This is a genomic window from Martelella sp. FLE1502 (assembly GCF_053484255.1).
Window position 1 is genome coordinate 231,945 of the sequence record NZ_JBAKFQ010000001.1, and the last position, 25,728, is coordinate 257,672.

At 62.5% G+C, this 25,728-nt stretch carries 28 protein-coding genes; 14 read left to right on the top strand and 14 right to left on the bottom strand.

All coding sequences use genetic code 11. From position 1 onward, the window contains the following. Positions 1–91 precede the first annotated feature (91 nt). From thrS to V6767_RS01065, 4 genes are all read right to left on the bottom strand, one after another. Positions 92–2,059: a threonine--tRNA ligase gene (thrS, locus tag V6767_RS01050; protein ID WP_448471717.1), complete on the bottom strand. Its 1,968-nt coding sequence runs from the start codon at positions 2,057–2,059 to the stop codon at positions 92–94. Positions 2,060–2,210: 151 nt separating this feature from the next. Then, positions 2,211–2,900 (bottom strand): outer membrane protein, encoded by a 690-nt coding sequence (locus V6767_RS01055; protein ID WP_448471718.1) that lies wholly within the window; start codon positions 2,898–2,900, stop codon positions 2,211–2,213. A gap of 109 nt (positions 2,901–3,009) precedes the next feature. Then, positions 3,010–3,495: an Lrp/AsnC family transcriptional regulator gene (locus tag V6767_RS01060; RefSeq protein ID WP_448471719.1), complete on the bottom strand. Its 486-nt coding sequence runs from the start codon at positions 3,493–3,495 to the stop codon at positions 3,010–3,012. A 58-nt stretch (positions 3,496–3,553) separates the two neighbouring features. Next, positions 3,554–4,129, bottom strand: coding sequence for a uracil-DNA glycosylase family protein (locus V6767_RS01065; protein ID WP_448471720.1), 576 nt, complete (start codon positions 4,127–4,129; stop codon positions 3,554–3,556). Between the two features lie 196 nt (positions 4,130–4,325). On the opposite strand from V6767_RS01065, the gene V6767_RS01070 reads away from it, so the two are divergent. Beyond that, positions 4,326–6,008 (top strand): sensor histidine kinase, encoded by a 1,683-nt coding sequence (locus V6767_RS01070; RefSeq protein ID WP_448471721.1) that lies wholly within the window; start codon positions 4,326–4,328, stop codon positions 6,006–6,008. After that, the gene (locus V6767_RS01075; RefSeq protein ID WP_448471722.1) at positions 5,998–6,519 is read left to right on the top strand and encodes a GNAT family N-acetyltransferase; all 522 of its coding nucleotides are present in this window, start codon (positions 5,998–6,000) and stop codon (positions 6,517–6,519) included. Before V6767_RS01070 ends, V6767_RS01075 begins: the two co-directional genes overlap by 11 nt. Here V6767_RS01075 and V6767_RS01080 read toward each other — a convergent pair. Both V6767_RS01080 and cobT read right to left on the bottom strand, forming a co-directional pair. Then, positions 6,516–6,878 (bottom strand): diacylglycerol kinase, encoded by a 363-nt coding sequence (locus V6767_RS01080; protein ID WP_448429640.1) that lies wholly within the window; start codon positions 6,876–6,878, stop codon positions 6,516–6,518. The genes V6767_RS01075 and V6767_RS01080 overlap by 4 nt on opposite strands. 125 nt (positions 6,879–7,003) lie before the next feature. Continuing rightward, complete coding sequence (gene cobT, locus V6767_RS01085; RefSeq protein WP_448471723.1) at positions 7,004–8,020, bottom strand: nicotinate-nucleotide--dimethylbenzimidazole phosphoribosyltransferase; 1,017 nt, start codon at positions 8,018–8,020, stop codon at positions 7,004–7,006. Between the two features lie 103 nt (positions 8,021–8,123). Between cobT and cobS the strand changes: the two genes are divergently transcribed. Beyond that, complete coding sequence (gene cobS, locus V6767_RS01090) at positions 8,124–8,897, top strand: adenosylcobinamide-GDP ribazoletransferase (protein WP_448471852.1); 774 nt, start codon at positions 8,124–8,126, stop codon at positions 8,895–8,897. Between the two features lie 50 nt (positions 8,898–8,947). Continuing rightward, a complete protein-coding gene (locus V6767_RS01095; RefSeq protein ID WP_448471724.1) occupies positions 8,948–9,649 on the top strand; it encodes a retropepsin-like aspartic protease family protein in 702 nt (233 codons plus the stop codon). A gap of 4 nt (positions 9,650–9,653) precedes the next feature. Here the strand turns inward: V6767_RS01095 and V6767_RS01100 are convergent, their stop codons facing one another. The 4 genes from V6767_RS01100 to V6767_RS01115 all read right to left on the bottom strand — a co-directional run bounded on the left by V6767_RS01100 (position 9,654) and on the right by V6767_RS01115 (position 12,811). Next, positions 9,654–10,475 carry a sulfite exporter TauE/SafE family protein gene (locus tag V6767_RS01100; protein WP_448466936.1) on the bottom strand — a complete coding sequence of 274 codons (822 nt, stop codon included), beginning with the start codon at positions 10,473–10,475 and terminating at the stop codon, positions 9,654–9,656. Positions 10,476–10,767: 292 nt separating this feature from the next. Further along, complete coding sequence (locus V6767_RS01105; protein WP_018066339.1) at positions 10,768–10,977, bottom strand: DUF3126 family protein; 210 nt, start codon at positions 10,975–10,977, stop codon at positions 10,768–10,770. A gap of 100 nt (positions 10,978–11,077) precedes the next feature. Continuing rightward, positions 11,078–11,905: a serine O-acetyltransferase gene (cysE, locus tag V6767_RS01110; protein ID WP_448471725.1), complete on the bottom strand. Its 828-nt coding sequence runs from the start codon at positions 11,903–11,905 to the stop codon at positions 11,078–11,080. 120 nt (positions 11,906–12,025) lie between these two features. Then, positions 12,026–12,811 (bottom strand): alpha/beta fold hydrolase, encoded by a 786-nt coding sequence (locus V6767_RS01115; RefSeq protein WP_448471726.1) that lies wholly within the window; start codon positions 12,809–12,811, stop codon positions 12,026–12,028. Between the two features lie 131 nt (positions 12,812–12,942). Here V6767_RS01115 and V6767_RS01120 point away from each other — a divergent pair, with 131 nt between their 5' ends. The 3 genes from V6767_RS01120 (at position 12,943) to V6767_RS01130 (ending at position 15,201) form a co-directional block, all read left to right on the top strand. Beyond that, positions 12,943–13,188: a zinc-finger domain-containing protein gene (locus V6767_RS01120; RefSeq protein ID WP_448471727.1), complete on the top strand. Its 246-nt coding sequence runs from the start codon at positions 12,943–12,945 to the stop codon at positions 13,186–13,188. Between the two features lie 43 nt (positions 13,189–13,231). Beyond that, on the top strand, positions 13,232–14,401 hold the full coding sequence (locus tag V6767_RS01125) for an FAD-dependent monooxygenase (RefSeq protein ID WP_448471728.1): 1,170 nt from the start codon (positions 13,232–13,234) through the stop codon (positions 14,399–14,401). Positions 14,402–14,526: 125 nt separating this feature from the next. Then, positions 14,527–15,201, top strand: a complete 675-nt coding sequence (locus V6767_RS01130; protein ID WP_448471729.1) for an SH3 domain-containing protein — start codon at positions 14,527–14,529, stop codon at positions 15,199–15,201. A gap of 240 nt (positions 15,202–15,441) precedes the next feature. On the opposite strand, the gene V6767_RS01135 is transcribed toward V6767_RS01130, so the two are convergent. Then, positions 15,442–16,629 (bottom strand): cystathionine beta-lyase, encoded by a 1,188-nt coding sequence (locus V6767_RS01135; RefSeq protein WP_448471730.1) that lies wholly within the window; start codon positions 16,627–16,629, stop codon positions 15,442–15,444. Positions 16,630–16,992: 363 nt separating this feature from the next. On the opposite strand from V6767_RS01135, the gene V6767_RS01140 reads away from it, so the two are divergent. The 4 genes from V6767_RS01140 to V6767_RS01155 all read left to right on the top strand — a co-directional run bounded on the left by V6767_RS01140 (position 16,993) and on the right by V6767_RS01155 (position 21,288). Further along, the gene (locus tag V6767_RS01140) at positions 16,993–18,021 is read left to right on the top strand and encodes an amino acid ABC transporter substrate-binding protein (protein ID WP_448429660.1); all 1,029 of its coding nucleotides are present in this window, start codon (positions 16,993–16,995) and stop codon (positions 18,019–18,021) included. A gap of 116 nt (positions 18,022–18,137) precedes the next feature. Beyond that, the gene (locus V6767_RS01145) at positions 18,138–19,331 is read left to right on the top strand and encodes an amino acid ABC transporter permease (protein WP_448471731.1); all 1,194 of its coding nucleotides are present in this window, start codon (positions 18,138–18,140) and stop codon (positions 19,329–19,331) included. Between the two features lies 1 nt (position 19,332). Then, positions 19,333–20,487: an amino acid ABC transporter permease gene (locus V6767_RS01150; RefSeq protein WP_448471732.1), complete on the top strand. Its 1,155-nt coding sequence runs from the start codon at positions 19,333–19,335 to the stop codon at positions 20,485–20,487. 18 nt (positions 20,488–20,505) lie between these two features. Continuing rightward, positions 20,506–21,288, top strand: coding sequence for an amino acid ABC transporter ATP-binding protein (locus V6767_RS01155; protein WP_448471733.1), 783 nt, complete (start codon positions 20,506–20,508; stop codon positions 21,286–21,288). 232 nt (positions 21,289–21,520) lie between these two features. On the opposite strand, the gene V6767_RS01160 is transcribed toward V6767_RS01155, so the two are convergent. Continuing rightward, positions 21,521–22,462, bottom strand: a complete 942-nt coding sequence (locus V6767_RS01160; protein WP_448471734.1) for an IS110 family transposase — start codon at positions 22,460–22,462, stop codon at positions 21,521–21,523. Between the two features lie 275 nt (positions 22,463–22,737). Then, entirely contained in the window at positions 22,738–22,896 is a 159-nt protein-coding gene (locus tag V6767_RS01165) for a hypothetical protein (protein WP_448466919.1), read from the bottom strand. Between the two features lie 194 nt (positions 22,897–23,090). Here V6767_RS01165 and V6767_RS01170 point away from each other — a divergent pair, with 194 nt between their 5' ends. From V6767_RS01170 to rcdA, 3 genes are all read left to right on the top strand, one after another. Then, on the top strand, positions 23,091–24,392 hold the full coding sequence (locus V6767_RS01170; protein WP_448471735.1) for an MFS transporter: 1,302 nt from the start codon (positions 23,091–23,093) through the stop codon (positions 24,390–24,392). Beyond that, positions 24,376–24,564 (top strand): DUF1192 domain-containing protein, encoded by a 189-nt coding sequence (locus tag V6767_RS01175; protein ID WP_448471736.1) that lies wholly within the window; start codon positions 24,376–24,378, stop codon positions 24,562–24,564. Before V6767_RS01170 ends, V6767_RS01175 begins: the two co-directional genes overlap by 17 nt. A gap of 274 nt (positions 24,565–24,838) precedes the next feature. Next, on the top strand, positions 24,839–25,351 hold the full coding sequence (gene rcdA / locus V6767_RS01180; protein ID WP_448471737.1) for a protease adaptor protein RcdA: 513 nt from the start codon (positions 24,839–24,841) through the stop codon (positions 25,349–25,351). Positions 25,352–25,447: 96 nt separating this feature from the next. Here rcdA and rpmE read toward each other — a convergent pair whose 3' ends face one another. Further along, the gene (rpmE, locus tag V6767_RS01185) at positions 25,448–25,669 is read right to left on the bottom strand and encodes a 50S ribosomal protein L31 (RefSeq protein ID WP_180897611.1); all 222 of its coding nucleotides are present in this window, start codon (positions 25,667–25,669) and stop codon (positions 25,448–25,450) included. Positions 25,670–25,728 lie beyond the last annotated feature (59 nt).

Sequence of the window (25,728 nt, forward strand, 5' to 3'; positions counted from 1 at the left end):
CGGGACAAGCCCGAGGGTGACGAAGGAGAGTGGGGCGGGCCTTGCCAACATTCTGAGGGTGGTGCCAAAAGCCACCGCCCCTTCTTGGTTCCTACGCCCGCTTGCGCTTCAGGTCCGGCGGGGTTGCCTCGTCGATCAGCAGGGCCAGCGCGTCATCGAGCGACATCGACTGCTGGTCGCGCGAGCCGAGGCGGCGGATGTTGACCGTTTCCTCTTCCGCCTCGCGCATGCCGCAGACAAGAATAACGGGCACCTTGGCCACCGAGTGCTCACGGACCTTGTAGTTGATCTTCTCGTTACGGAAATCGGTCTCCACGGAGAGCCCCGCATCGCGCAGCTTCTGAGCAACCTTTTCGCCGTAACCATCCGCCTCGGTCGTGATCGTGGCGACCACCACCTGCAGCGGCGCGAACCACAGCGGCATGTGGCCGGAATGGTTTTCGATCAGGATGCCGAGGAAGCGTTCCAGCGAGCCGCAGATCGCGCGGTGAACCATGACCGGCTGCTTCTTTTCCGAGGTCGAGTCGATATAGAAGGCGCCGAAGCGCTCCGGCAGGTTGAAGTCGACCTGGGTGGTGCCGCACTGCCACTCGCGGCCGATCGCGTCCTTCAGCGTATATTCGAACTTCGGCCCGTAGAACGCGCCCTCGCCCGGCAGAATGCCGGTCTTGATGCGGCCGCCCGACTGTTCCTCGATGGTCTTGAGCACCTCGGTCATGATCGCCTCGGCATGATCCCAGCTCTCATCCGATCCGACGCGCTTTTCCGGGCGGGTCGAGAGCTTGACGACGATCTCGTCGAAGCCGAAATCCTCATAGACCGACAGGATCAGATCGTTGATCTTCAGGCACTCTTCGGCAAGCTGCTCCTCGGTGCAGAACACATGGGCATCATCCTGGGTGAAGCCGCGTACGCGCATCAGCCCGTGCATCGCGCCGGAGGGCTCGTAGCGGTGCACCACGCCGAATTCCGCATAGCGGATCGGCAGTTCGCGGTAGGACTTCAGACCGTGCTTGAAGAGCTGAACGTGCCCGGGGCAGTTCATCGGCTTCAGCGCGAAGACGCGCTTGTCTTCCGCTTCCTCATCGGCGCAGGCGACCGCGAACATGTTTTCGCGGTACCATTCCCAATGGCCGGAGGTCTTCCAAAGCGAGGTGTCGAGCACCTGCGGCGCGTTGACCTCCTCGTACTCACCGGCGAGCCGGCGGCGCATATAGGCGGTCAGCGACTGGAACATGCGCCAGCCCTTGGAGTGCCAGAACACGACGCCCGGCCCCTCTTCCTGGAAATGGAACAGGTCCATCTCGCGGCCGAGGCGGCGATGGTCGCGCTTCTCGGCCTCCTCCAGGAAGGTCAGGTAGGCGTCGAGGTCCTTCTGGTCGGCCCAGGCCGTGCCATAGATGCGGGTCAGCATCGGATTGTTGCTGTCGCCGCGCCAATAGGCGCCGGCCACCTTCATCAGCTTGAAGGCGTTGCCGATCTGGCCGGTCGAGGTCATGTGCGGACCGCGGCAGAGGTCGAACCAGTCGCCCTGGCTGTAAATCTTGAGGTCCTGGCCTTCCGGAATCGCGTCGACAAGCTCGACCTTGTAGGCCTCGCCCTTTTCGGCAAACACCTTCTTCGCCTTCTCGCGCGACCAGATTTCCTTGGTGAAGGGCGCGTTGCGGGCGATGATCTCCTTCATCTTCTTTTCGATCTTCGGCAGGTCTTCCGGGGTAAACGGAACCTCGCGGGCGAAGTCGTAGTAGAAGCCGTTTTCGATCACCGGGCCGATGGTCACCTGGGTGCCGGGCCAGAGCTCCTGCACGGCCTCGGCCATCACATGGGCGGCGTCGTGGCGGATCAGCTCCAGCGCGCGGTCATCGGTGCGGGTGACGATCTCGATGCGGCCATCGGTCACCGGATCGGTAAGGTCGCGCAACTCGCCATCAAGGGCGATCGCGACGGCCTTCTTGGCCAGCGACTTGGAGATGGATTCGGCGACATCGCGGCCGGTCGTGCCGGCGGCGTAATCGCGCTTCGAGCCATCGGGAAAGATGAGGGAAATCTGGTCAGACATGTCATTCTCCTTGAAACCAGTCCCGCCAACGAATGCGGGTGGACAATCTGCCGTATCGCACGGCGTCTTAAACGAGGCAGGTCAATAAAGAAAAAACAGCCCTGCGTAAAGCCGCAAGGCCGGTTCCTGTCCGTCTCAAAAGAAGGCGGGATCAGAATTTCACGCCGAGACCGGCCATCACCGCATGGGTATGCATCTTGAACTTGGCCGTTGCGCCGGCGGCGGAGGCCAGATCGTCGACGACCTTCTGATCCGGATAGCCGGTATAGCGATATTCCAGCCGCGTGAAGATGCTGTCGGTGACGGCGTAGTCGAGGCCGGCGCCGACCGTATAGCCGTAAATCGTATCGCTCAGACTCACGTTCAACGCGCGAATATAGGCGTTTGCGACCGCCGCACCGCCGGTGACATAGACCAGAGCATTGCCGAAGGAATACCCCAACCGGCCACGCAGGGTGCCGCTCCAGTCGAAGCCGCCCTCAACGTCAAATCCGAGCCCGGTCGCGAATTTCTGCTTGCCCCAGCTGTAATCGGCATCGCCCTCAATGCCCACGACGATATTGTTGCCGAGCTGCTTGTTGTACCCGGCGAACAGATTGGCAATCGCGCCGTTATAGTCCAGGCGGTCGGCGCCTCCCCCGCTGATCGTGCCGCGCGCGCCTGTCCAGCCATAGCCGCCGCCAAGCCCCGCATAGGGCCCGTCCCACAGCGGCTCTTCCTCCACATAGACTTCCTGATAGGCCACCGGCTGAATTGGCGGGCGCAGCGCCAGATCGGCGGCAAATGCCGGAAAGCATGACGCGCCGTAAATGGCGAGAAGTGACGCTGACAGTTTTCTCATGGAAGGCTCCGTAGGTGATGACTTATCGAAGCCATAGCGCACGAAGCGTTAAAAAAGCGTCAGCTTATGGTTTACATACCCTTAATTCGCACAACCGCAGGAGTATGTATCATTCGCCGTTGCGGGCGGGCTCGAGCTTCATGTAGTCGAGCGGCAATTGGGTCGAGAACTTGATCTGCTCCATGGCGAAGGAGGACGAGACGTCGCGGATCTCGATCTTCGCGATCAGCCGCTTGTAGAAGGCGTCATAGGCCGCGATATCGGGCACCACCACACGCAGCAGATAATCGACCTCACCGCTCATGCGATAGAATTCCAGCACTTCCGGGAACTCCGCAATCACCTCGGAGAACCGCCGCAGCCATTCCACCGAATGGGTATTGGTGCGGATCGCGACGAAGACGGTGACATTGGCGTTGACCTTTTCCGGGTCGAGCAGCGCCACGCGGCGCTGGATCACGCCCTCCTCTTCCATCTTCTGGATGCGCCGCCAGCAGGGCGTGGTCGAAAGCCCGACCTTCTTGCCGATATCGGCAACCGCCAGCGTCGAGTCCTCCTGTATGAGGCGCAAAATTTTCCTATCCAGGCGATCCATTTCCGCTCTCCGTAAAATATTTTTGCTCTTATAGCATCAATTTTTCGATTTGAAAGGGTCAATCAGCCTGAGAGCGGATGCCATCGCCCGCGAAAAGCCGCACCGCCGCCTTCAGTTCCGGCAGCACCTCGGCTTCGAACCACGGGTTGCGTTTCAGCCATGCGGTATTGCGCCAGCTTGGATGCGGCAGCGGCAGGATGCGGGGGCTGGTATTGGCGAAATAGCTGGCGCGCCAGTTGCGCACCGTTTCCGTCAGCGTCTTCCGGCTCGCCTCACCCATATGCCATTTCTGGGCATACATGCCGATGGCGAGCACAAGCTCGATTTGCGGCATCGCCGCCATTGCCCGCTCGCGCCATTGCGGCGCACATTCCCGGCGCGGCGGAAGGTCGCTGCCCCGCGCGTCGTATCCGGGGAAACAGAAGCCCATTGGCATGATCGCGAAACGCGCCGTGTCGTAAAACGCTGCGCGGTCGACGCCCATCCAGTCGCGCAGCCGGTCGCCGGAGCGATCATTGAACGGAATGCCGGTCTCATGCACCCTCAGCCCCGGCGCCTGACCGGCGATCAGCACCCGCGCGGTCGGCGACAGGATCGCGACGGGGCGCGGCTCGTGCGGCAGCGGCTCGGCCATCTGCGGACAGTCGCGGCAGATGCGGCAGTCCGCGATCCGTTCTGCAAGTTCGATCTGATCTGTCAGCGAAAGCTCCCTTATTGCCGGCTCCCGGCATAGATGTGTTACCGCCGTCTTAAAAAACAGCCCTAACAAATCCTTTACGGATTTCTTAACAATTCGTTCGTATCCTCGTCCGCAATCGAGGATGGATGCGATGACGAACCGTGCCGAACTGATTGCCAGCCCCCGCAAAGAAGCCGATGGCGTCGGAGAATTCCGCGCCGCGCTTCAAAGCCTCGAAAAGAGCGCGCCAGCGATCGCGATCATGCTGGCGCTCGCCGGCTTCGGCTTTCTCTATCTCGGGCGCGACCTGATCTTCGCGGTCTGGGCGCTGGCGGCGCTGATCCTGCACGGGGTGGCGTTCCTGACCATCCGTCAGGCCGCGCGCTCGGGCGAGGATACCGCATCGGTGCGCAAATGGAACGCCCGCGTGATCGGCGCCTACTGGCTGGCAGGCGGCGCCTGGGCGCTTGTTTCCGTTCTGGAATGCAGCGCCTGCGGCGGCGCTGCCCTGCCCTTCTTCAAGGCGTCCATGGTCATCGTCGCGCTGTCGATGATGGCGCTCGGCGCGGTCGCCCTGCCGCGCTCGGCCTGGCATGTCTTCCTGCCGGCGGTCATCGCCTTCGGCCTCGTCGCCTATCAGAGCCGCGCGCCCTTCGATATCGGCCTGGCGGCCGTGCTCGCGATCGTCATGCTGTTCATCGCCTATTTCAACCATCACATCGCCGAAAGCGACAAGGCGTTGAAAACCAGGGAAAGCGAAAAGGACCTGCTTGCCGGGCAACTGAGCGAAAGCCTCGCCCGTGCCGAAGCCGCGGCCGAGGCCGCCGAGGCGGCCAACCAGGCCAAATCGACCTTCCTCGCCGCCATGTCGCACGACCTGCGCACGCCGCTCAATGCGATCATCGGATTTTCGGAAATCATGAAGACCGAGATGATGGGACCGCTGCCGAACGCCCATTACCGCGAATATGCCGCCGACATCCATCAGTCCGGCCGCCATCTGCTCGATATGATCGACAGCGTGCTCGACCTGTCGCGGCTGGAGGCCGGCGGCTATCGGCTGAACGAGCAGCCGGTCTATCTCATCGACGTCATCGATGCCTCGATGGCGATGATCGGCGGCGAGGCCGCAACCAGGGCGATCGCGCTCAAATGCGATGTCGCTGGCGCGCTCACCCCGATCACGGCGGATGGCCGGGCGGTGAAGCAGATGCTGCTCAACCTGATCTCCAATGCGGTCAAGTTTTCCGATGCCCATGCCGAGGTGCTGATCCTGGCCGGCACGACCGCGGAAGGCGGCCAGTATCTCAGCGTTCGCGACTTTGGCTGCGGCATGGACGATGATGCGCTGGCGCTTGCCACCACGGCCTTCTCACGCGGCGCGGAAGCCCGCGATGTCGAAGGCTTCGGCCTGGGCCTTGCGATCGTCAAGCAGCTTGCCGAAGCCCATCAGGGCGAGTTGATCCTGCAATCGGCGCCCGGCGAGGGTACGCTTGCCACGATCCTGTTCCCGGCAGGCCGGGTGATCGACCTGCCGGCAGCAGCACTCCATCACCAAGACACCGGCCTCACCGTGGCCCTCTCCCCCGAACGGGCGATGCCGTTTGCGCCCGAGAGCATCACGATCGAAACCACGGCTCGGGCTTCCGACACCCGCAGCGGCCGCGACCGCCTTGCCGCAGCGCTGAAACGCCGGGGCCGCAAGGTTGCCAATGACGCGCCGCCGATGCCGGAAGAAGACCTCACCTTCGAGGATGCGCTCGAAGCCGAGATCATCGAGGCGCTGCAGGCCGACGACGGCGGACGCCGGCACGAGGCCGCCAATGCCGCATGACATCGCCGCGATCCCGGTGATCGAAACCGACCGGCTGCTTCTGCGACCGCTCGTCTTTGCCGACTGGCCCGCCTATTTCGCCTTCCTCGCCTCCGATCGCGCCCGCTACATGGGCGGACCGCATACCGAGGAAACGGCGTGGTCGTTCTTCTGCAACGATGTCGCCCAGTGGTCGCTCTTCGGCCATGGCGCGCTGATGTTCGAAGACCGCAGCACCGGAGAAACGATGGGACAGGTGGCGCTCTGCAAGGGGCCGCTCTTTCCCGAACTGGAACTCGGCTGGTTTGTTTATGAGGGCGCCGAGGGCAAGGGATATGCGCTCGAGGCGGCTTCAGCGCTGCGCGACTGGGGTTTTGCAACGCTCGGCGTGAGCGACTGCGTCAGCTATGTCGATCCCGACAACGCCCGCTCGATCCGCCTTGCCGAACGGCTCGGCGCACGGCTCGATCCGGACGCCCAAGCCCCGCACCCGGCAGACCTCGTCTACCGGCATGAGCGCCCAGCGCCTTAGAAGAACACCACGTAGACGGCGTAGATGAAATTGCTGCTGATCAGGCAGAATGTTGCGAACGAGCCGAGGTCCTTGGCGTGCCGGCCTTCCACCGAAAGCTCCGGCGACACCCGGTCGATGATCTCCTCGACGGCGGTATTGAGCGCTTCCACGCCGAACAGGCATAGCATCAGGATCACGAAGATCATGAACTGAACCGCGCTCGCGCCGGCAAGGAAGAACACCACGAGGCCGACCACGAAGCCGATCAGTTCGTGGCGGAAGGCCTCTTCCTTCAGCAACCGCATGAAACCCTGGAACGAATAGCCGCCCGCCGCGAGCAGATGGCGGAAACCCTTCTTCTTCTCGATCGGGGCCATGCATTATCCTTCGCCGCTTTCGAAACCAGCCAAAGCACTTACTTAGCCTGAAAGGCCTGCGTTGTCGCCCGGTGTAGCGCGCAAACTGCCACAGGCCCGTGACAGTCCTGCGACACGTTTGTGACTCACCCTTCCCGGTCGGACACACCGGCTTCCTCGAATGTAGCCATGCCTGTATGACAGGCGGCAGCGGCCTTCACCAGGCTGGCGGCAAGGGCAGCGCCCGTGCCCTCGCCGAGCCGCATGCCGAGCGCCAGGAGCGGCGTCTTGCCGAGCTTCTGGACGAGCTTCAGATGCCCCGGTTCGGCGGAAACATGGGCGATCATGCAGTGGTCGAGCGCCGAGGGATTGGCGGCTTTCAGCACGGCGGCGGCGGCGGTCGCGACATAGCCGTCGATCAGCACCGGCACCTTCTGCATGCGCGCGGCGATGATGGCGCCGGCGATCGCCGCCAGTTCCCGCCCGCCGAGACGGCGCAAGGCTTCCAGCGGATCGGACACGTGATCCTTGTGCAGCGCCACGGCCTGCTCGACCAGCGCGACCTTGCGTTCGTAAGCCTCCCCTTCCACACCTGTGCCCGGACCGACCCAGTCGGCGGCGCTGCCGCCATAAAGTCCATAGCTGAGTGCCGCGGCGACGGTGGTGTTGCCGATGCCCATCTCGCCGAGGCAGAGAAGGTCGACGCCGCCGGCCACCGCCTCCATGCCGTAGGCCATGGTCGCAGCGCAATCGCGCTCTGAAAGCGCGGGCTCGACCGAGATATCGCCGGTGGGGTGATCGAGCGCGAGGTCGAATATTTTCAGGCTCAGATCGACGCTGGCGCAGATCTGGTTGATCGCCGCGCCGCCCTTGGCGAAATTCTCGACCATCTGCTTGGTGACGGCCTGGGGATAGGCCGAAACGCCCTTTGCTGCTATACCGTGATTGCCGGCAAAAACAGCGACCATGGGCCGGTTGACCGCCGGCGTCCGACCGCTCCAGGCCGCAAGCCACATGGCGATCTCTTCCAGCCTGCCAAGCGAGCCGGGCGGTTTGGTAAGTACAGAGTTGCGTTTTCTCGCCTGTGAGAGTATCTGTGCATCGGCCTTGGGGAAGGCGTCCAGCAAAGTGCGAAAATCCTCGAATGGGTGTCCATCGCTCATTTGTTTTGTCCCGTGCTATGCTGACAGCGTTGCCAAAGCTCATATTTTTCAAACGGCCGGCTAGCAAGGCCGAAGACCTGGAAACGAGCACAAACCAATGAAGATGCCATTCTTCATTACCGACTTGACGAGCGCCCTTAGCTTCCTGACCCGTCTCAGAGTGCCTGATCTGCTTATGGCCGAGATGCCGGCGGGCGCCCGCGCCGCCTGGGCGTACCCGCTTGCCGGCGCGATTGCAACCATCCTGCCCGCCATCGCGCTGGCGGGTTTCGTCTGGCTCGGCGCTTCACCGCTGGTTGCCGCGCTCCTCGCCGTGCTGATCTCGATCATGGTCTGCGGCGGGCTCCACGAAGATGGTCTGGCTGACGCGGCCGACGGGCTTTTCGGCGGTCGCGACCGTGCAACAGCGCTGGCGATCATGAAGGACAGCCATTCCGGCGTTTTCGGCGTCATCGCGGTCGTCCTGTCGCTGCTGTTGCGGGCGGCAGCACTTGCCGCGCTCGTTGCGCATTATGGCCCGACGGCTGCGGCGCTGCTGTTCATTGCCGCTGCCATTGCCGGCCGCGGAAGCCTTGTGCTGCAGTGGACAATGCTGCCGGCCGCCCGCGCGGACGGCGCGGCCGCGACGCTTGGACGGCCCGGCGTTCGGACAACGGCCTCGGCCGAGGCGATCACGCTCCTTCTATGCGTCGGGATCGGCATTGCGACGAGCGCGCTCGGCGGGGTTGTGATAGCCTTGGCGTCCGCCGGCGTCGCATCGCTGCTGTTTTCCGCCTTCATCAGAAAGAAGATCGCCGGCCATACCGGCGACACGCTGGGCGCTGCCGCGCAGATCGGCGAGATCGTTTTCCTCACAACCCTTGCTATCGCCGCCTGAAACCCGATATCCGGACAGTACAACATCGTCTCGGACCGGGAGTTTTCGCCTTGCGCCTTTTCTGGATTTTGATCGCCATCGTTTCGGTCGGCATGATCCTCCTCATGGTCACGGGAACCAGCGGCACCACGCTTGGCGTCAACAGCGATGACTTTGCTCGCACACTCTGGCTCGCGCCCATCCTGCTGCTGGTCTCGGCGGGCGTGCTGCAAAGCCGGCGCAATCTCGGCTTCGTGTTCCAGTCGCTGCTGATCTGGGCGGCGGTGCTGCTCGTAGTGGCGGCGGCCTACATCTTCCGCGACGATTTTCGCACTGTCGGCGCGAGGCTTTTCAGCGGGCTGATCCCCGGCATGGCAATGGAAACCACCACGTCCGACGGGCGCCAGCAGGTGATCCTCCACAAGCGCCTGGACGGCCATTTCGCCGCTGATGTCGTGGTCGATAGCGAGACGATCACCATGCTGGTCGATTCGGGCGCAAGCCGCGTGACGCTGACCGCGCGCGACGCCGCCCGCATCGGGTTTGAAGGCTCCAATCTCAGCTATACCGCGATGGTGACCACGGCCAACGGCACGGCGATGGCCGCGCCCATAACGCTCGACGAGGTTTCGATCGGCCCGATCACGCGGCGCAATGTCAGGGCCATGGTGGCGACGGAGGGCCGGCTTGCCGAAAGCCTGCTCGGCATGAGCTTCCTTTCCACGCTGACCTCTGTCGACATGCGCTCGGACGAGTTACGCCTGACCGAATAGCAGATCAGAAGAACGAATAGAAAAACCGCGCCGAGATGATCAGCAGGAAGATGCCGAAGCCGGCTTCCAGTTTCCGCTTGCTGAGCTGGTGCGCGACGGTGGCCCCAAGCGGCGCGATCAGCATCGTGATCGGAATGATCAGCGCGACGGCGACCCAGTTGACATAGCCGGTGGAAAGCGGCGGAAGCCCCGCCTTGCCCCAGCCGCCGACGATATTGCCGATGAAGCTCGGTATTGAAATCAGCACGCCGACGCCTGCCGAGGTTGCCACCGCCTGATGGATCGGCCGGTTGAACAGAGTCATGAAGGTGTTGTTGAGCGTGCCGCCGCCAATGCCGATCAGGCCGGACAGAAGCCCGATAAGCCAGCCATAGACAAACAGCGCCGGGTTCTTCGGCAGGTCATCGCCCAGCCGCCATTCGGCCGATTTCGGATAGAGCATCTTGAGGCCGATCAACAGCGTGATCACCGCGAAGGCGCCGCGCAGCAGGCTGCCGGGCGCATAGGCAATCACCAGCGTCGAAACCACGGCCCCGAACGGCACCGCGATCACCCAGCGCCTGAGCACCGACATATCGACCGCGCCGCGTTTGTAGTGCGACTGGAAGGAGCGCAGCGATGTCGGAATGATGATCGCAAGCGAGGTGCCGACGCTCAGCTTGATGCGCAACCCGTCATCCACGCCGAACAGGGCAAACGCCTGATAGAAAACGGGCACCAGCACGGCTCCGCCGCCAATGCCGAAAAGCCCGGCCAGAAAGCCGGCAATTCCGCCGGCTAGCGCCAGCAATACGCAAAGTTCGAGAAGTTCGGAAAGCGGCGGCATCTCATTCCCCTCTGAGACGCCGGCATCTTTCCGAATTTTTCGGAATGAGGGCTCAAATGCGTCTCGATGTCATCAAAACGAGATGTTCTTACACTATCCAAACCACGGGGCAAGGCGGCGCCACCCGCTGCCTGGTACGATTGCCGTAACCTGCGTATTGCCGCCCCGGATTTTGAAGAGTGACTTACTGCCCTCTGACTTCACATCACCGAAATGTTTCCGCCTTTTGCCGGCCCTCACACGGGCCGGCCTTTTTTGTGGCCGGACAGTCTGGCCACAGGCTTAAGCGCGCTCAGCCTTCGAGGTCGACGTCGAGGATAGCCATCGAGAAATTGTAGGAGCGGTCGCCGTCCTCGTCATCGAGATAAATGACGCCGATGAACTCCTCGCCATTGTAGACTTCGCAGGAATCATCCTTGCGCGGCCGCGCCCGGACCGCAAAGCTCGGGCCGAAGAGACGTTTGAAATAGGCGTCGAGTTTTTTGATTTCGTCTTGTTTCAAGGGATTTTCTCCGTCTGGCCTTTGCAATGTCCGCGGCTTTTGCCATGCGCGCCAGCGAAACGCAAACGCGCGGCCGCATGGATTTGTTCTCTGCCCGCGTCTATTCCTCGGAAATGATCAACTGGTCCATCGAGCGCGCGGGATCGGAGCAGCCGGCCGTGCCGATGACCTTGGCGGGAACGCCGGCGACCGTGGAATTGGCCGGCACCGGCTTCAGCACCACGGAACCGGCCGCAATACGGGAGCACTTGCCGACCGCGATATTGCCGAGCACCTTGGCACCCGCGCCGATCAGCACGCTGTCGCCGATCTTGGGGTGACGGTCACCGGTTTCCTTGCCAGTGCCCCCGAGCGTGACGCCCTGCAGGATCGAGACATCGTCGCCGATCGTCGCCGTCATGCCGACCACGAGGCCGGTGGCGTGATCGAGGAAGATGCCCTTGCCCATCCTGGCGGCCGGATTGATATCGGTCTGGAATACGCTGGAAGAGCGGCTCTGCAAGTATAGCGCCAGATCCTGCCGGCCGCGGTTCCACAGCCAGTGCGCCAGGCGATGGGTCTGGATCGCGTGAAAGCCCTTGAAATAGAGCACCGGCTCCATGAACCGCGTGCAGGCCGGATCGCGATCATAAACCGCCTGGATATCGACGCGCAGGATATCGCCCCATTCCGGCCAGTCCCGACGCATTTCCTCGAAGGTCTGGCGCAGAAGAATCGCCTGGACATCCGGATGGTCGAGCCGCTCGCAGATGCGGTAGACAACGCAATCCTCCAGCGAATCATGGTTCAGAATGGTCGAATACAGGAACGCCGCAAGGATCGGGTCCTTTTCGAGCGCGTATTCGGCCTCCGACCTGAGGCTCGCCCAGATCGGATCGACGGCCTTCAGATTGGTTTCCTGGCTGTTCTTTTCGGGCTGCGCGGCCATGACGGCCTCCTTTTCTTCCGGTTTCTCCGGGCGTCGCACCTGCCGGCACCGTCAGCACGGTAAAGGACGCAATTTGCGGGAATATAGATCAGCCGGCCGCAATTACCAATGCGTCGGTCTTCAGTTTTTCGTGTCGGCCGCGTCCTCAAGGAAATCCAGAACCGCCTGCTTGAACACCTTGTCGCCAACGGCGAGCATATGGTCGCGGTTGGGAATGTCGAGCGCCCGCGCATTCTGCATCAGCCCGGCAAGTGTCTGGGCGGAGCCCGCGAGATCGTCGCGGGTGCCGACCCCGATCAGCGTCGGCGCGGCGATGCTGCCGACATCCTCACGGCTCACGAGCTCACGCGAGGTCTCGATGCAGGCGGCAAGCGCGATCCGATCGCTCTTGGTCTGGTCGGCGAAGCTGCGGAACATGCGGCCGCGCTCATGGGTGACGTCTTCCAGCGAAGGCGCGCGCAGCGCTTCGGCGATCGGGTCCCAGTCCCCGGCCCCGTCGCAAAGCGCGATGCCGAGACCGCCGAAGACCAGGCTGCGAACCTTAGCCGGATGGGCGAGCGCCAGATTGGCGGCGATGCGCGCGCCCATGGAATAACCCATCACATGGGCGCTTTCGATACCGAGGTGACCGAGAAGGGCGGCGGCATCCCCGGCCATCAGCCTTGGATAATAGCGTTCGGGATCGTGCGGCTTGTCGCTCTTGCCATGGCCGCGATTGTCGAGCGCGATCACCCGGTAGCCCGCCTCCCCCAGCGTCTTCAGCCAGCCCGGATGCACCCAGTTAACGGATGCCGTCGAGGCGAAGCCGTGGATCAGCAGGACAGGCTCGCCGTTGCCGACATCGAAATAGGAAAGATCGAGGCCGTCATGGCTGAAACTGTCGAAATCCGGGAGATTGAAATTCATGGCTGCACCGCGGCTGATGGTCGTCAAAAACAAGCCCGCGAAAAGCCGCCTCAGCGACAAATCGGGTACTACACATTTGCGGCAAAGAGTTATAGTGTCCGCGCCGAAAGCTCAAGGAACCGGAGACAATTATGGCTGGTCACGCGATCGCGCATTTCAAGAACGACGAGGGACATCGCTCCATCGAGGTCGGAGTCAAGGAATTCATGTGCGTCGGCGCGTCCGCGCCCTTCGACCATCCGCATATCTTCATCGATATGGGCGATGACGACGAGGCGGTCTGTTCCTATTGCTCGACGCATTACCGCTACAACCCCGCCCTTCACGCAGATGAGACCAACCCGGCCGGCTGCGCCTATCGGGTCGACGCGGCCTGACCGCGCGCCCGCCGGACGACGCTTTCGGCGGTCAAGGAATGCCATGACAGTTCAACATGTCGCCATCATCGGAGCGGGCGTTGCCGGGCTGCACGTGGCGCTGGCGCTCGCCAGGCGCGGCATTTCCAGCGACATCTTCGAACAGGCGGAAGAACTGAACGAGGTCGGCGCCGGCCTGCAGATTTCGCCCAACGCCGCGCGCTGCCTTGAACGGGTCGGCGTGCTCTCCCGGCTGGAAAGCCAGTGGCGCGAGCCGCGCGAGATCACCCTTGCCTCCGGCATCAGCCTTCGTCGGATCACCGGCCTGCCGATGAGCGAAGCCCGCACACGCTGGAATGCGCCCTATGGCGTGCTGCACCGCGCCACATTGCAGACGGCGCTTGCACAGGCGGTCGCCGAAGAACCGCTCGCCAACCTGAAGCTTGGCGAGCGGGCGACCTCTCGCGATATCGCGGCGCGTGTCGCCGACGGCAGCCGCAAGCCCGATGCCATCATCTGCGCCGACGGCGTATGGTCCGCCAGCCGCGGCCGAATAGAGGGCAGCGCGACGGCGCGGTTTTCGGGCAATATCGCCTGGCGTTTCGTGGTCTCGTCGGAAGATACGCCGGCCTTCCTGAACCGCGAGCACATCACCGCCTTCATGGGGCCGAGCGCCCACCTCGTCGCCTATCCGCTGCGCGATGTCAGCGGCTTCAACCTCGTGGCGATCGCCGCAGGCGCCAACCCGGGCGAGACCTGGGACGGCAATGCCGATCATAGCTGGCAGGTTGCCCGCGAAAAGCACTTCGGCGGCTGGAACGGCGCGCTCAAACGGCTTTTTTCAAAGGTCTCCCCCGCGGCCTGGCCGCTTTACGAGGTTGGCGACGGCCGCTGGCACAATGGCGCGGACACAATCATGATCGGCGACGCGCTGCATGCGATGATGCCGTTTTCGGCGCAGGGCGCGGCCATGGCGATCGAGGACGGCTTCGAGCTTGCGGCCTTTCTGGCCGAAATGCCCGCGCCGACGGCCTTTGCGGCCTTCGAGGCCCATCGCCGCCCGCGGCTGGAGCGCCTGAAGAAGCGCACTGGCCTGAACAGGTTCGCCTACCATGCGCGCGGCCCCTTCCGGCTTGGCCGCGACGCCGTGCTGGCCATGCGCTCGCCCGATTCCCTTGTCCGGGAGCTGGATTGGCTTTATGGCTATGAGGCCTATGGTCTTCATCAGGTCTGACGCCGGTTGCGCAAGTTCCGGGATGGCCGGTTACCCCGGCCTTCGTTCATCTGGCCTTCAGCTTCCGCGCCTCATAGTTCGTTTTGTGTTAGCATCGGCTTCAACACTTTTTTCGGGGAGAAACCATGAGAGCAAGCGCCGTTTTTAAATCTGCCGGCATCGCGCTGGCGGCAGCGCTGATGTCGGTTCAGGCGCATGCGGCGACCGCCGCCTATGCCACCTCCAACGTCAATCTTCGCGCCGGTCCCTCAACCTCGTACCCGTCGGTTACCGTCGTTCCGGCGGGCGCCAGTCTCGTCACTAATGGCTGCCTTGCCGATTACAGCTGGTGCGACGTGTCCTACGCCAATTATCGCGGCTGGCTGGCGGCGCGCTACATCCAGATCGTCTACAAGAACCAGCGCCAGACGCTGTCGCCGGCGATCGCATTTGGCGCCGGCGTCGCCATCACCGCGTTCTCCCAGTCCTACTGGAACAATTATTATCGCGGTTACCCCTGGTACAATACCTGGGGCCGCTATCCGCCCTACCATCCGCCGCGCCCCTATTATCCGCCACCCGGCTGGCGCGCCCCACCCGGCTGGGGTGGTCCGCCGCCCGGCTGGGTGGCGCCTCCCGGATATCGCCCGCCATGGGGCGGACCGCGTCCGGTCTACCGCCAGCCGCCCCCGCCGCATTATCCGCCGGTGGGCCGCCCCGGTTATCGCCCGCCGCCTCCGGGCTATCATGGCGGCCCGCCGCCCGGATATCACCGCCCTCCGATGGAGTTCCACGGCGGTCATCGCGGGGGAAGATGGTAAAAACAAGCCGGCCCCACTCACCGCCGTCATGCTCGGGCCTGTCCCGAGCATCTAAGCACGCATCAACGCGACAGGCGTCTCGGACGAGAAAGATATCTAACAACAATCCCTTCCTGACACGCCAACTCCGCTCGTGCGGAACGGTGATTAGATCCTCGGGACAAGCCCGAGGATGACGTCCGTTAAAAGGATAGGTTTGTCAGCGACCTGGACTTTTGACCCGAGAAAAGGCGGTTTGCGCTAAGCCGTTCGCGCCGCCGCCAGTCCCTTTTCGAGATCGGCCATCAGGTCCTGGACATCCTCAAGGCCAATCTGCAGGCGGATGAGCGGGCCATCCGCGGGCGCCTTGCTGATCGTGCGGTTGGAAAGGTTCACCGGAACCGCAAGCGATTCATAGCCGCCCCAGGAATATCCGATGCCGAACAGGTCCAGCGCGTCGAGGAAAGCGTGCTGGCGACGGCGGAAGGCGCCCTCCTCCGCCGCGAGCACGATCGAGAACAGTCCGGTCGCGCCCTTGAAATCGCGCTTCCACAGATCATGGCCGGGAAATGACGGCAGGCCGGGATGCAGCACCCGCGATACCCCCGGCTGGCCTTCCAGCCAGGCCGCGATCTCGAGCGCGCTCTTCTGGTGATGGGCAAGCCGCACGCCCATGGTCCTCAGTCCGCGAAGGATCTGGTAGGCATCGTCCGGGGCCGCGCACATGCCGGTCCAGGTGTAATGCTCAAGAAGCTGCGGGAAGCAGCGCTCATTGGCCGAGGCCGTGCCCATCAGGATATCGGAATGGCCGGAGGGGTACTTCGTCGCCGCATTGAGCGACAGATCGACGCCGAAATCGAGCGGCTTGAAATAGAGCGGCGTCGCCCAGGTATTGTCCATCGACACGATGGCGTCATGGGCATGGGCGATATCGGACAGGAGCCGGATGTCCTGGATTTCGAACGTGTTCGAACCGGGGGATTCGGTATGCAGGAGCTTCGTGTTCGGCCTGAACCTGCCCTCGATATCCGCGCCGAGCGCCGGGTCGTAATATTCGACTTCCACCCCGAGCCCCGTCAGCACGTTGTCGGCGAAACGTCGGGCCGGATCATAGACCGAATCGACGATCAGGATGTGATCGCCGGGCCTGAGGAAGGCAAGCCAGGGCATGGTGATCGAGGCAAGACCCGATGGGTAGAGCAGCGTGCCGGCGGCGTTTTCCAGCATGGTGAAGGCCGCGTTGGCCGCATCCGTGGTCGGCGTGCCATGGGTGCCATAGGTGTATTTCTGGCTCCCTTCCACGGTGGTTTTGGCATCGGGAAACAGCACGGTGGAGGCATGCACCACCGGCGGATTGACGAAGCCGTGAAAGGCGTGCGGGTCGTTCCCGCAATGGGCGAGCTTGCTATTGTCCCCCAGCTTAGAGGCGGCATCTGGTATTCTGGCCATGGCATCCAATCGCACGGTTGTGAAAAACGCACCGGTGTTTTGGAGTTTTGCGGAAGGCCGGTCAAGGCTGAACGATTTCACGGTAGTTGATCGACAGTCAATAAAACAAACAAGTCAACGGCCTGCCCTGTTTCCCAGCAACGTCACGCACAGTTTTTGGCTCCCTGCCCATTTATTAGACTAAAGTGTACCTTTTCCATGAAAACAGACCATTTTTGACAGCCGAGTATTGACCATCCGGAAAATAACGACTGTGATAAGTCCGCTCGCCCCGAGGGGTAGCGGGCAGTTGTCGTGACCGGCCTGAGCTGAACTGGCCGCTGCGGCAACTCGAGATTTCAACGATAAACAAAGGTTGGGAAAATGAGAAAGACGATTCTGTCAGCCGCGATCGGCGCAGTAGTCTTGGGTCTTGGCGCCCAGGGCGCTGCGGCCGCGACACTTGACGACGTGAAGTCCAAAGGAACGTTGACCTGCGGCGTCAGCACGGGCCTTCAGGGCTTTTCCGCGCCCGACAATGAGGGGAACTGGTCCGGTCTGGACGTTGAATATTGCCGCGCCATCGCCGCCGCGATCTTCGGCGACCCCGACAAGGTGAATTTCGTTGCCCTGACGGCAACCGACCGTTTCCCGGCGCTGCAGTCCGGCGAAATCGACGTTCTGAGCCGCAACACCACCTGGACGCTGTCGCGCGACACCTCGCTCGGCCTCGATTTCCGCACCGTCAACTATTATGACGGCCAGGGCTTCATGGTGCCGAAGGACCTGGGCGTTTCCTCGGCCAAGGAACTCTCTGGCGCTGCCGTCTGCGTGCAGTCCGGCACCACCACCGAGCTGAACCTCGCCGACTACTTCTCGGCCAACGGCATGGATTACAACCCGGTCGTCTACGAACAGCTCGAAGACGTCAACAACGCCTTCAACCAGGGCCGTTGCGACGTCTACACCACCGACCAGTCGGGCCTTTATGCGATCCGTCTGACGCTCACCGATCCGGACAACTACGTGATCCTGCCGGAAATCATCTCCAAGGAGCCGCTCGGCCCGGCATGGCGCCAGGGCGACGACCAGTGGGGCGACGTCGTATCGTGGGTTCACTACGCGATGCTGAACGCCGAGGAATTCGGCATCACCTCCGAAAACGTCGATGAGATTGCCGAATCCTCCGACAATCCGGGGATCAAGCGTCTGCTCGGCACCGAAACCGACAGCAAGCTCGGCGCCGATCTCGGCCTCGACGAGAAGTGGGCCTATAACGTCATCAAGCTGGTCGGCAATTACGGCGAAGTCTTCGACAAGACCGTCGGCTCGGGCAGCCCGCTGAAGATCGACCGCGGCCTCAACGCGCTGTGGACCGATGGCGGCCTGCAGTACGGCCCGCCGATCCGCTAAGCTGCGGTTATAAACCTATACAATCAGGCGCATGGCGGTCATCCGCCATGCGCCGTATAAAATAAGAACCCTTCCGGGCAAAATAACATAAACCTTTCGGGCAAACCGGGGAACACATGGCTGACACGACTAGCAACGCTCCCTTGGGGGAGTCGCGGGCTGCCGCACTTCTATACAATCCCGCCGTCAGAGGTTTCGTCTACCAGTTGGTGACGGTCATTCTGGTCGTAGGATTTGTCTGGTGGGTCACCGACAACACCATCACCAACCTTCAAAACGCCGGCATCGCGTCGGGTTTCGGCTTTCTCGACAGCCGCGCCGGTTTCGATATCGCGCAGACGCCGGTCGCCTACAATAACGACATGACCTATGGCCGGGCGCTTGTCATCGGCATCATCAACACGGTCATCGTCTCGCTTGCGGGGATCGTGACAGCGACGATCATCGGCTTCATCGTCGGCATCGGGCGGCTTTCGTCGAACTGGCTCGTGGCCAAGCTCAGCGAGGTCTATGTCGAAATCTTCCGCAACATTCCGCCGCTGCTTGTCATCTTCTTCTTCTACACCGGCGTTCTGGCGCTCCTGCCCTCGGCGCGCGATTCGATCACGCTGCCGCTCGATATCTTTCTCAACAATCGCGGCCTCGCCTTCCCCACGCCGATCTTCGGCCCCGGTTCCTGGCTGATGGGCGCGGCACTGGTGGCGGCGATCGTCGCCGTCGTGGCGCTCGCCGTGTGGTCCAAGCGCCGCCAGATGGCGACCGGCCAGCAATTCCCGACGATCAGGGTCAGCATCGCGATCCTGATCCTGCTGCCGCTGATCGCCTATTTCGTCTCCGGCATGCCGGTCACCTTCGACATTCCGGTCAAAGGACGCTTCAACCTTTCGGGCGGCGCGGTTCTCGGCCCGGAATTCATGTCGCTCTATCTGGCGCTCTCGCTCTATACCGCCGCCTTCATGGCGGAGATCATCCGCGGCGGCATTCTCGGCGTCGCCAAGGGGCAGACGGAGGCCGCCAGCGCGCTTGGCCTGCATCCGCGCAAGGTCACCCGTCTCGTCGTGGTGCCGCAGGCCATGCGGATCATCATCCCGCCGATGACATCCGAATATCTGAGCCTGACCAAGAACTCCTCGCTCGCCGTCGCGATCGGCTATGCCGATATCGTCGCCGTCGGCAAGACCGTGCTCAACCAGACGGGACAGGCGGTCGAGGTGGTGACGATCTGGATGATCATCTATCTCACGCTGTCGATCCTGACATCGATCTTCATGAACTGGTTCAACGCCAAGATGGCTCTGGTGGAGAGATAAGATGGCGCAAGATCTGGCTTATGTCCGAAAGGAAATGCAGGAACAGCAGCCTGCGCCAAAGAAAGAAGGGACCGCGATCCAGTGGCTCAGGGCCAACCTGTTCGCCACGCCCAAGGACACGATCCTGACGCTGATCGCCATCGTCTTCCTGGTATGGGCGGTACCGCCCATGGTCGATTGGCTGCTGATCAACGCCGCCTGGACCGGCACGGACCGCGCGGCCTGCGCCACCATTGCCCAGGGCGGCATCAAGCCCGACGGCTGGAGCGGCGCGTGCTGGGCCTTCATCGGCAACAAGATGGATCAGATCCTGTTCGGGCGCTATCCCGATCCGTGGCTCTGGCGGCCCGTGCTCGTGGCGGTCATCTTCACCGCGCTTTTGATCCCGATGCTGATGCCGAAGGCCCCGTTCAAGGGCTGGAACGCGCTGGCGCTGTTCATCGTGCTTCCGATCTTCGGCTTCTTCATCATCTATGGCGGCGTCTTCGGCCTGCCGGTGGTCGACACATCAGCCTGGGGCGGGTTGATGGTGACGCTGATCCTGTCCTATTTCGCGATCGCGGTGTCGCTGCCCTTCGGCATTCTGCTGGCGCTTGGCCGGCGGTCGAAACTGCCGGTGGTGCGCACGCTCTCGATCATGTTCATCGAGGTGGTGCGCGGCGTTCCGCTGATCACCATCCTGTTCATGGCGAGCGTGATGCTGCCGCTGTTCCTGCCGGAAGGCATGACGATCAACAAGTTCCTGCGCGCGATCGTCGGCGTGTCGCTGTTCATCTCCGCCTATATGGCCGAGGTGATCCGCGGCGGGCTTCAGGCGATGCCGAAGGGACAGTTCGAGGGCGCGGCCTCGCTCGGCCTCGGCTACTGGCAGACCATGCGGCTGATCATCCTGCCGCAGGCGATCAAGCTGGTGATCCCGGCGATCGTCAACCAGTTCATCTCGATCTTCAAGGACACTTCGCTGGTTTCGATCATCGGCATGTTCGACCTGCTCGGCATCATCAAGTTCAACTTCACTGACTCCTCCTGGGCCTCGCCCGTCACCCCGATCACCGGCCTGATCTTCGCCGGTCTCGTTTTCTGGGTCTTCTGCTTCGGCATGTCGCGCTATTCCAGCTTCATGGAACGCCATCTCGACACCGGACACAGAAGCTAGATTTTTGAGAGAACCGCAATGACAAATGTAGACACCGTCGACACCTCCCACATGACCGTCTCGGATACCGAGGTTGCGGTCGACATGATCAACGTCAACAAGTGGTATGGCGATTTCCACGTGCTGCGCGACATCAACCTGAAGGTGATGCGCGGCGAACGCATCGTCATCGCCGGCCCGTCCGGTTCGGGAAAATCCACGATGATCCGCTGCATCAACCGGCTGGAGGAACACCAGAAGGGCACGATCATCGTCGACAATATCGAGCTGACCGACGACCTCAAGAAGATCGACGAGATCCGCCGCGAAGTCGGCATGGTGTTCCAGCACTTCAACCTGTTCCCGCATCTCACCATCCTGGAAAACTGCACGCTCGCCCCGATCTGGGTGCGCAAGATGCCGAAGAAGCAGGCCGAGGAAATCGCGATGCATTACCTCGAGCGGGTGAAGATCCCCGAGCAGGCGGACAAGTATCCGGGCCAGCTTTCCGGCGGTCAGCAGCAGCGTGTGGCGATTGCCCGCTCGCTGTGCATGAACCCGAAGATCATGCTGTTCGACGAGCCGACATCGGCGCTCGACCCGGAAATGATCAAGGAAGTGCTCGACACCATGGTGGGCCTTGCCGAGGAAGGCATGACCATGCTGTGCGTGACCCACGAAATGGGCTTCGCCCGCCAGGTCGCCAACCGCGTGATCTTCATGGACCAGGGCCAGATCGTCGAACAGAACGCGCCCGCCGAGTTCTTCGACAACCCGCAGCACGAGCGCACCAAACTGTTCCTGAGCCAGATCCTGCATTAGGTTTGGAGGATCGCATGAGAGAAGGCGGGCATTGCGCCCTGCCTCAACGTGGTGACAAACCCATCCTTTTTACGGACGTCATCCTCGGCCTTGTGCCGAGGATCTAACCACCCTTCCCCACGAGCGGCGTTGGCGGACCGTAATAGATTGTTTTGAACTCGTCCGAGACGCTTCTCGTTTTGATATGTGCTTAGACCCTCGGGACAAGCCCGAGCAACTGTGTGCTTTGCTGTCAAGTTGTTTGTGCATTGAGCACGGGCTTTTGCTCCCGAATGGCTGTGTTGAGGGCGACGAGGAGTTTTCTGGCGATGGCGACGATCGCGGCTTTGGGCGCCTTGCCGCGGCTTCGCAGATGGTCGTAGGCCTGTTTCCACCGCCCTGTTCTGATCGCAGCAAGGGCGGCCATATAGAGGGCATCGCGCACCCGCTTGCGCCCACCCTGGACGTGGCGTTTGCCGCGCATGAGGCCGGTTTCACGCGCGATTGGCGCCACGCCGGCCAGGGCGGCGATCGCGCGCCGGTCGACAAGCCCCAGTTCGGGCAGGCTGGCAAGGATTATGGCGGCGCAAACCGGCCCGACGCCTGCGGCCGAGCGCAGCAGCGCCGCATCGCGGGCAAGGTCGCAGGTCTCTTTGATGGCGTTGGCGATCTGTCGCTCAAGCGCGCGGATCTGAACGTCGAGCAGGGCGATCACGGCCTCGAGGCTTTCCTTCACCACCGGATCGGCGACGCCATTCAGGCGGGTGCGTTCGGCCTTGCGCATCGCGACCAACTGGTCGCGGCGGCTGTTGAGGCCCTGAAGCTTCAGCCGTTCGGGCGAAACCGGGGCGGTGGCTGGCAGGTCGAGATTGGCGCCGTAAAGCGCCAGCATGCGCGCATCCACCGCATCGGTCTTGGCCAACATCCCGATGGAGCGGGCAAAGTCCCGGGCGCGGCGGGGATTGGCGCGATGGAAGGAAAGCCCCGCCTTCTCAAGCGCCCGCACCAATGGCTGGTCCCACGGGGCAGTGGCTTCCAGCACCACGAAAGCCCGGTGTTCGAGCGCAAGGCCGATCAGGGCGGCGATGCCCGCCGGATCGTTGGAGAAGCTGCAAGATTTGGCAGCAGGGTGAAGATAAACATCGAGACGCTGACCGGAGACATCGCAACCGATCGTGTTTTGTGGCAAAGTCATGGTCCCATCCTTGTCCTACGGGCTCGGCGCGCCAACGCCGGCCCCGGCAACTGTTCGGGGTGGTTGACGAAAGGCGGGCGGCGTTTCCAGCTCGGACACGGTCGCAAACCGACCAAGGGTGACACGAAACACCGTCCGCCAATCAGACTGCCGCTTTCACGGCAGACGTCAACAGACAAGGGTGACGAAGGAGAGTGGGGCGGGCCTTGTCAGCGAACTGGAGGCGGGCCTTGCGGCCGCCTTTTCCAGCACCTTTAGCGCCCGCCACATCTACCTCAGCCCGGACGGATCGCCACCACGAGCGCGGTCATGGCCAGCGCGAAAACCGCGATTTTCCAGAAATCCATGCGCTTCTTCAGACCGGGCAGCCCGAGCGGTTTGATGATTTGAACCGCCATGGCGGCGATCAGCAGCAGCGATATCAGCTTGGCCATGTCTCTCCTCATCCGCCCGGCGCAACGGGCTTTCGCCCCTCATACAGCGACAGGCCGGCCGCGTCACCCGCGACAGCCATAATTCGACAGTGCAATTTGCCGCGCAGGTGATAGAATCGCGCCGGAACAAGTGCGGTCATGTTGCGTTGCAACCATACCCGCCAAAATTGATTTCAGATTACCCAGGTTCATTGATGAAACGCAATTTACTTCCCGTTTTCGCGCTGCTGCTCGGCACCTTGTTTCTCTTCCTTGGCAACGGCCTGCACGGCCTGCTTCTGCCGCTGCGCGGCGCGGCTGAAGGCTACAGCGACACCGCGCTGGGCTTTATCGGTACGTCCTGGGCGAGCGGCTTCGTGCTCGGCTGTCTATTCGCCCCGAAGCTGATCATGCGCATCGGCCATGTCCGCGCGTTTTCGGGCTTTATCGCGATCATCTGCATGGTGGCGCTGATGACCGGCATCTTCATCGACGAATATGCCTGGATTGCGCTCAGGGCCGCGACCGGCTTTGCCATGGCCGGCACCCAGATGATCATCGAGAGCTGGCTCAACGAGCGGGTCGACAATTCCAGCCGCGGCGTGGTCTTCACCTTTTACACCGGCATCACCCTTTTCGGCGTGGTCGGCGGCCAGCTCGTGGTCGGCTTCGGCAACACCAACACCGCGATCCTGTTCATGGTGGCCGGCATTTTCTATTGCGTCGCCATGCTGCCCACGACCATGTCGAACGCGGCCTCGCCGCGTCCGCTCGAGGCGGTCAGGATCGACATCAAACTGCTTTACCGCAATTCGCCGGTTGCCTGTCTCGGCGTTCTGTTGACCGGCATCGCCAATGGCGCGTTTGGCACGCTGGTGGCCGTGTTTGCGACCCGCGCCGGTCTGCCGGATGCGGAGATCGCCTTTCTCGTCACCGGCGCGATCCTCGCCGGCGCGGTGGCGCAGGTGCCGTTCGGCAAGATCTCGGACATGACCGACAGGCGCTATGTGATCGCGGCACTTGCCGGCTGCGCGGCGCTTGCCGCCGTGCTGATCTTTCTGCTCAAGCCCGGCGCGGAGGTGCTGATCGGCCTCGTGGTGATCTATGGCGCAACCGCCAACGTGCTCTACCCGATCACCGCCTCGCACGCCAACGACTTCGCCCGGCCGGAAGACTATGTGAAGATTTCGAGCGGCCTGTTGTTCCTGTTCGGGATTGGCACGATCATCGGGCCGACGGTGGGCGGCCCGGTCATGTCGGCATTCGGCCCCTATGCGCTGTTCATCATCACCGCCACCGCGCACCTGCTGATCCTTGCCTATGCGCTGCTGCGCGCGCGCCTGCGTCCACCCGTGCCGATGGCCGAGCGCGAAGCCTTCATGGCGATGCCGGACGCCGCCACGCCCGTCTCCACCCGCGAGGGGGTTGCGTTCAGAACGCCGCCCCGGGAGTATGAGGAAGAAAGCGCAGAACGCGCGCCGGCGAACGAGGAGGCCGAGAATGTGGAACGAGGATGAACCCGCGCCGAAGAAGAGCGATTACGTGATCGGCTCCGATCTGGAGCAGCACTCCATCGAGGCGCTGAAAGACTTCGCGGCGGCGCTCAGAGCCGAGATCGAACGCATCGAGGCGGCGATCGCGCGCAAGGGCAGCGACCGGCAAACGGCTGAAAGCTTCTTCAAGAAATAACGCCCGCCCGGTGCGTAAACGCAATATTAACCTTTCCAGGATTTTATTGGGGACATCCGCAATGCGGTATCGGAACCTCTGTCTTGATTCCGATCATCACCCTCTGACTTCAGAGCCGCCCATTTGCGGCTCTTTTTTTTGCCTTTTCCTGATTGGCAGTGGGTATTAACCTTTCATTAAGAAACGTCTTGCGGTTTTGCGCTACACGTTTATTTGTTTTCGGTAGTGTCCAAGTCCCGCTCACATGAGCAGGCAGCGTAGCCAGAGTAAGTTGATGACCAGTTCCGGGGCCAAACCCATAGATTTCGCCGGCAGGGCCGCAAGCTCTCCGCAGTTTTACGCGCTTTATGCCGAGGGCATGAAACTCGTGGAAACGACGGCGGCTTATCTGGATGGTCCGGGCCGGGCCGCCGCGAAAATGCTGAGCCCGCTTGGCGCCGCGCTCTATTCCACGGAATCGATCCGGCTGACGACAAGGCTGATGCAGCTCGCCTCCTGGCTGCTGCTGCAGCGTTCGCTCAACACCGGCGAGATGACGCTCGACCAGGTGGTGCAGGAGCGCCGCAAACTCCGCCTCGGTGACGGCGACGACCGCATCCCGCACGGATGGAACGAACTGCCCCCCGGCTTCCGCGATCTCGCCGCCCATACCGATCGGCTCGAAGCCCGCATCCGCAAGCTCGACGACAGCCTGATGAAGACCGCTGAGGCCGAAGCGCCGGAAATTCCCGAAAACCAGGTGATCGCCCAGATCGACCTGCTCCAGACCGCGTTCGCGCGGCGCTGATAAGGCCGGATCCGGCCCATTTCCCTGCGACAAAACAGCACAACAAAAAACCCGGCGCAAAGGCCGGGTCTTTCAAAATCGTCTCTGGGGCTGCGATTAGATGCCGAGACCGCCGAAGCGCTTGTTGAACTTCGAAACGCGGCCGCCGCGGTCGAGCAGCTGCTGCGAGCCGCCGGTCCATGCCGGGTGCGAGGTCGGGTCGATGTCGAGGTTCAGGACATCGCCTTCCTTGCCCCAGGTCGAGCGGGTTTCGTATTCCGTGCCGTCGGTCATGACGACCTTGATCGTGTGATAATCGGGATGAATATCAGCCTTCATAACTCTCGTTCCTGCAAGCTCGTTTCAGGTCTGGCGGCCATTGCGCCGGCCGGGCCTAT

Coding starts and splice junctions, on each gene's coding strand:
- cobS (WP_448471852.1), top strand. CDS start 8,124: ATGCCATTCTTCATTACCGACTTGACGAGCGCCCTTAGCTTCCTGACC.
- V6767_RS01100 (WP_448466936.1), bottom strand. CDS start 10,475: ATGCCGCCGCTTTCCGAACTTCTCGAACTTTGCGTATTGCTGGCGCTA.
- V6767_RS01120 (WP_448471727.1), top strand. CDS start 12,943: ATGGCTGGTCACGCGATCGCGCATTTCAAGAACGACGAGGGACATCGC.
- V6767_RS01135 (WP_448471730.1), bottom strand. CDS start 16,629: ATGGCCAGAATACCAGATGCCGCCTCTAAGCTGGGGGACAATAGCAAG.
- V6767_RS01145 (WP_448471731.1), top strand. CDS start 18,138: ATGGCTGACACGACTAGCAACGCTCCCTTGGGGGAGTCGCGGGCTGCC.
- V6767_RS01060 (WP_448471719.1), bottom strand. CDS start 3,495: ATGGATCGCCTGGATAGGAAAATTTTGCGCCTCATACAGGAGGACTCG.
- V6767_RS01075 (WP_448471722.1), top strand. CDS start 5,998: ATGCCGCATGACATCGCCGCGATCCCGGTGATCGAAACCGACCGGCTG.
- cobT (WP_448471723.1), bottom strand. CDS start 8,020: ATGAGCGATGGACACCCATTCGAGGATTTTCGCACTTTGCTGGACGCC.
- V6767_RS01070 (WP_448471721.1), top strand. CDS start 4,326: ATGACGAACCGTGCCGAACTGATTGCCAGCCCCCGCAAAGAAGCCGAT.
- V6767_RS01130 (WP_448471729.1), top strand. CDS start 14,527: ATGAGAGCAAGCGCCGTTTTTAAATCTGCCGGCATCGCGCTGGCGGCA.
- V6767_RS01125 (WP_448471728.1), top strand. CDS start 13,232: ATGACAGTTCAACATGTCGCCATCATCGGAGCGGGCGTTGCCGGGCTG.
- thrS (WP_448471717.1), bottom strand. CDS start 2,059: ATGTCTGACCAGATTTCCCTCATCTTTCCCGATGGCTCGAAGCGCGAT.
- V6767_RS01165 (WP_448466919.1), bottom strand. CDS start 22,896: ATGGCCAAGCTGATATCGCTGCTGCTGATCGCCGCCATGGCGGTTCAA.
- rpmE (WP_180897611.1), bottom strand. CDS start 25,669: ATGAAGGCTGATATTCATCCCGATTATCACACGATCAAGGTCGTCATG.
- V6767_RS01160 (WP_448471734.1), bottom strand. CDS start 22,462: ATGACTTTGCCACAAAACACGATCGGTTGCGATGTCTCCGGTCAGCGT.
- V6767_RS01150 (WP_448471732.1), top strand. CDS start 19,333: ATGGCGCAAGATCTGGCTTATGTCCGAAAGGAAATGCAGGAACAGCAG.
- rcdA (WP_448471737.1), top strand. CDS start 24,839: ATGACCAGTTCCGGGGCCAAACCCATAGATTTCGCCGGCAGGGCCGCA.
- V6767_RS01080 (WP_448429640.1), bottom strand. CDS start 6,878: ATGGCCCCGATCGAGAAGAAGAAGGGTTTCCGCCATCTGCTCGCGGCG.
- V6767_RS01170 (WP_448471735.1), top strand. CDS start 23,091: ATGAAACGCAATTTACTTCCCGTTTTCGCGCTGCTGCTCGGCACCTTG.
- V6767_RS01115 (WP_448471726.1), bottom strand. CDS start 12,811: ATGAATTTCAATCTCCCGGATTTCGACAGTTTCAGCCATGACGGCCTC.
- V6767_RS01155 (WP_448471733.1), top strand. CDS start 20,506: ATGACAAATGTAGACACCGTCGACACCTCCCACATGACCGTCTCGGAT.
- cysE (WP_448471725.1), bottom strand. CDS start 11,905: ATGGCCGCGCAGCCCGAAAAGAACAGCCAGGAAACCAATCTGAAGGCC.
- V6767_RS01055 (WP_448471718.1), bottom strand. CDS start 2,900: ATGAGAAAACTGTCAGCGTCACTTCTCGCCATTTACGGCGCGTCATGC.
- V6767_RS01140 (WP_448429660.1), top strand. CDS start 16,993: ATGAGAAAGACGATTCTGTCAGCCGCGATCGGCGCAGTAGTCTTGGGT.
- V6767_RS01175 (WP_448471736.1), top strand. CDS start 24,376: ATGTGGAACGAGGATGAACCCGCGCCGAAGAAGAGCGATTACGTGATC.
- V6767_RS01065 (WP_448471720.1), bottom strand. CDS start 4,129: ATGGCCGAGCCGCTGCCGCACGAGCCGCGCCCCGTCGCGATCCTGTCG.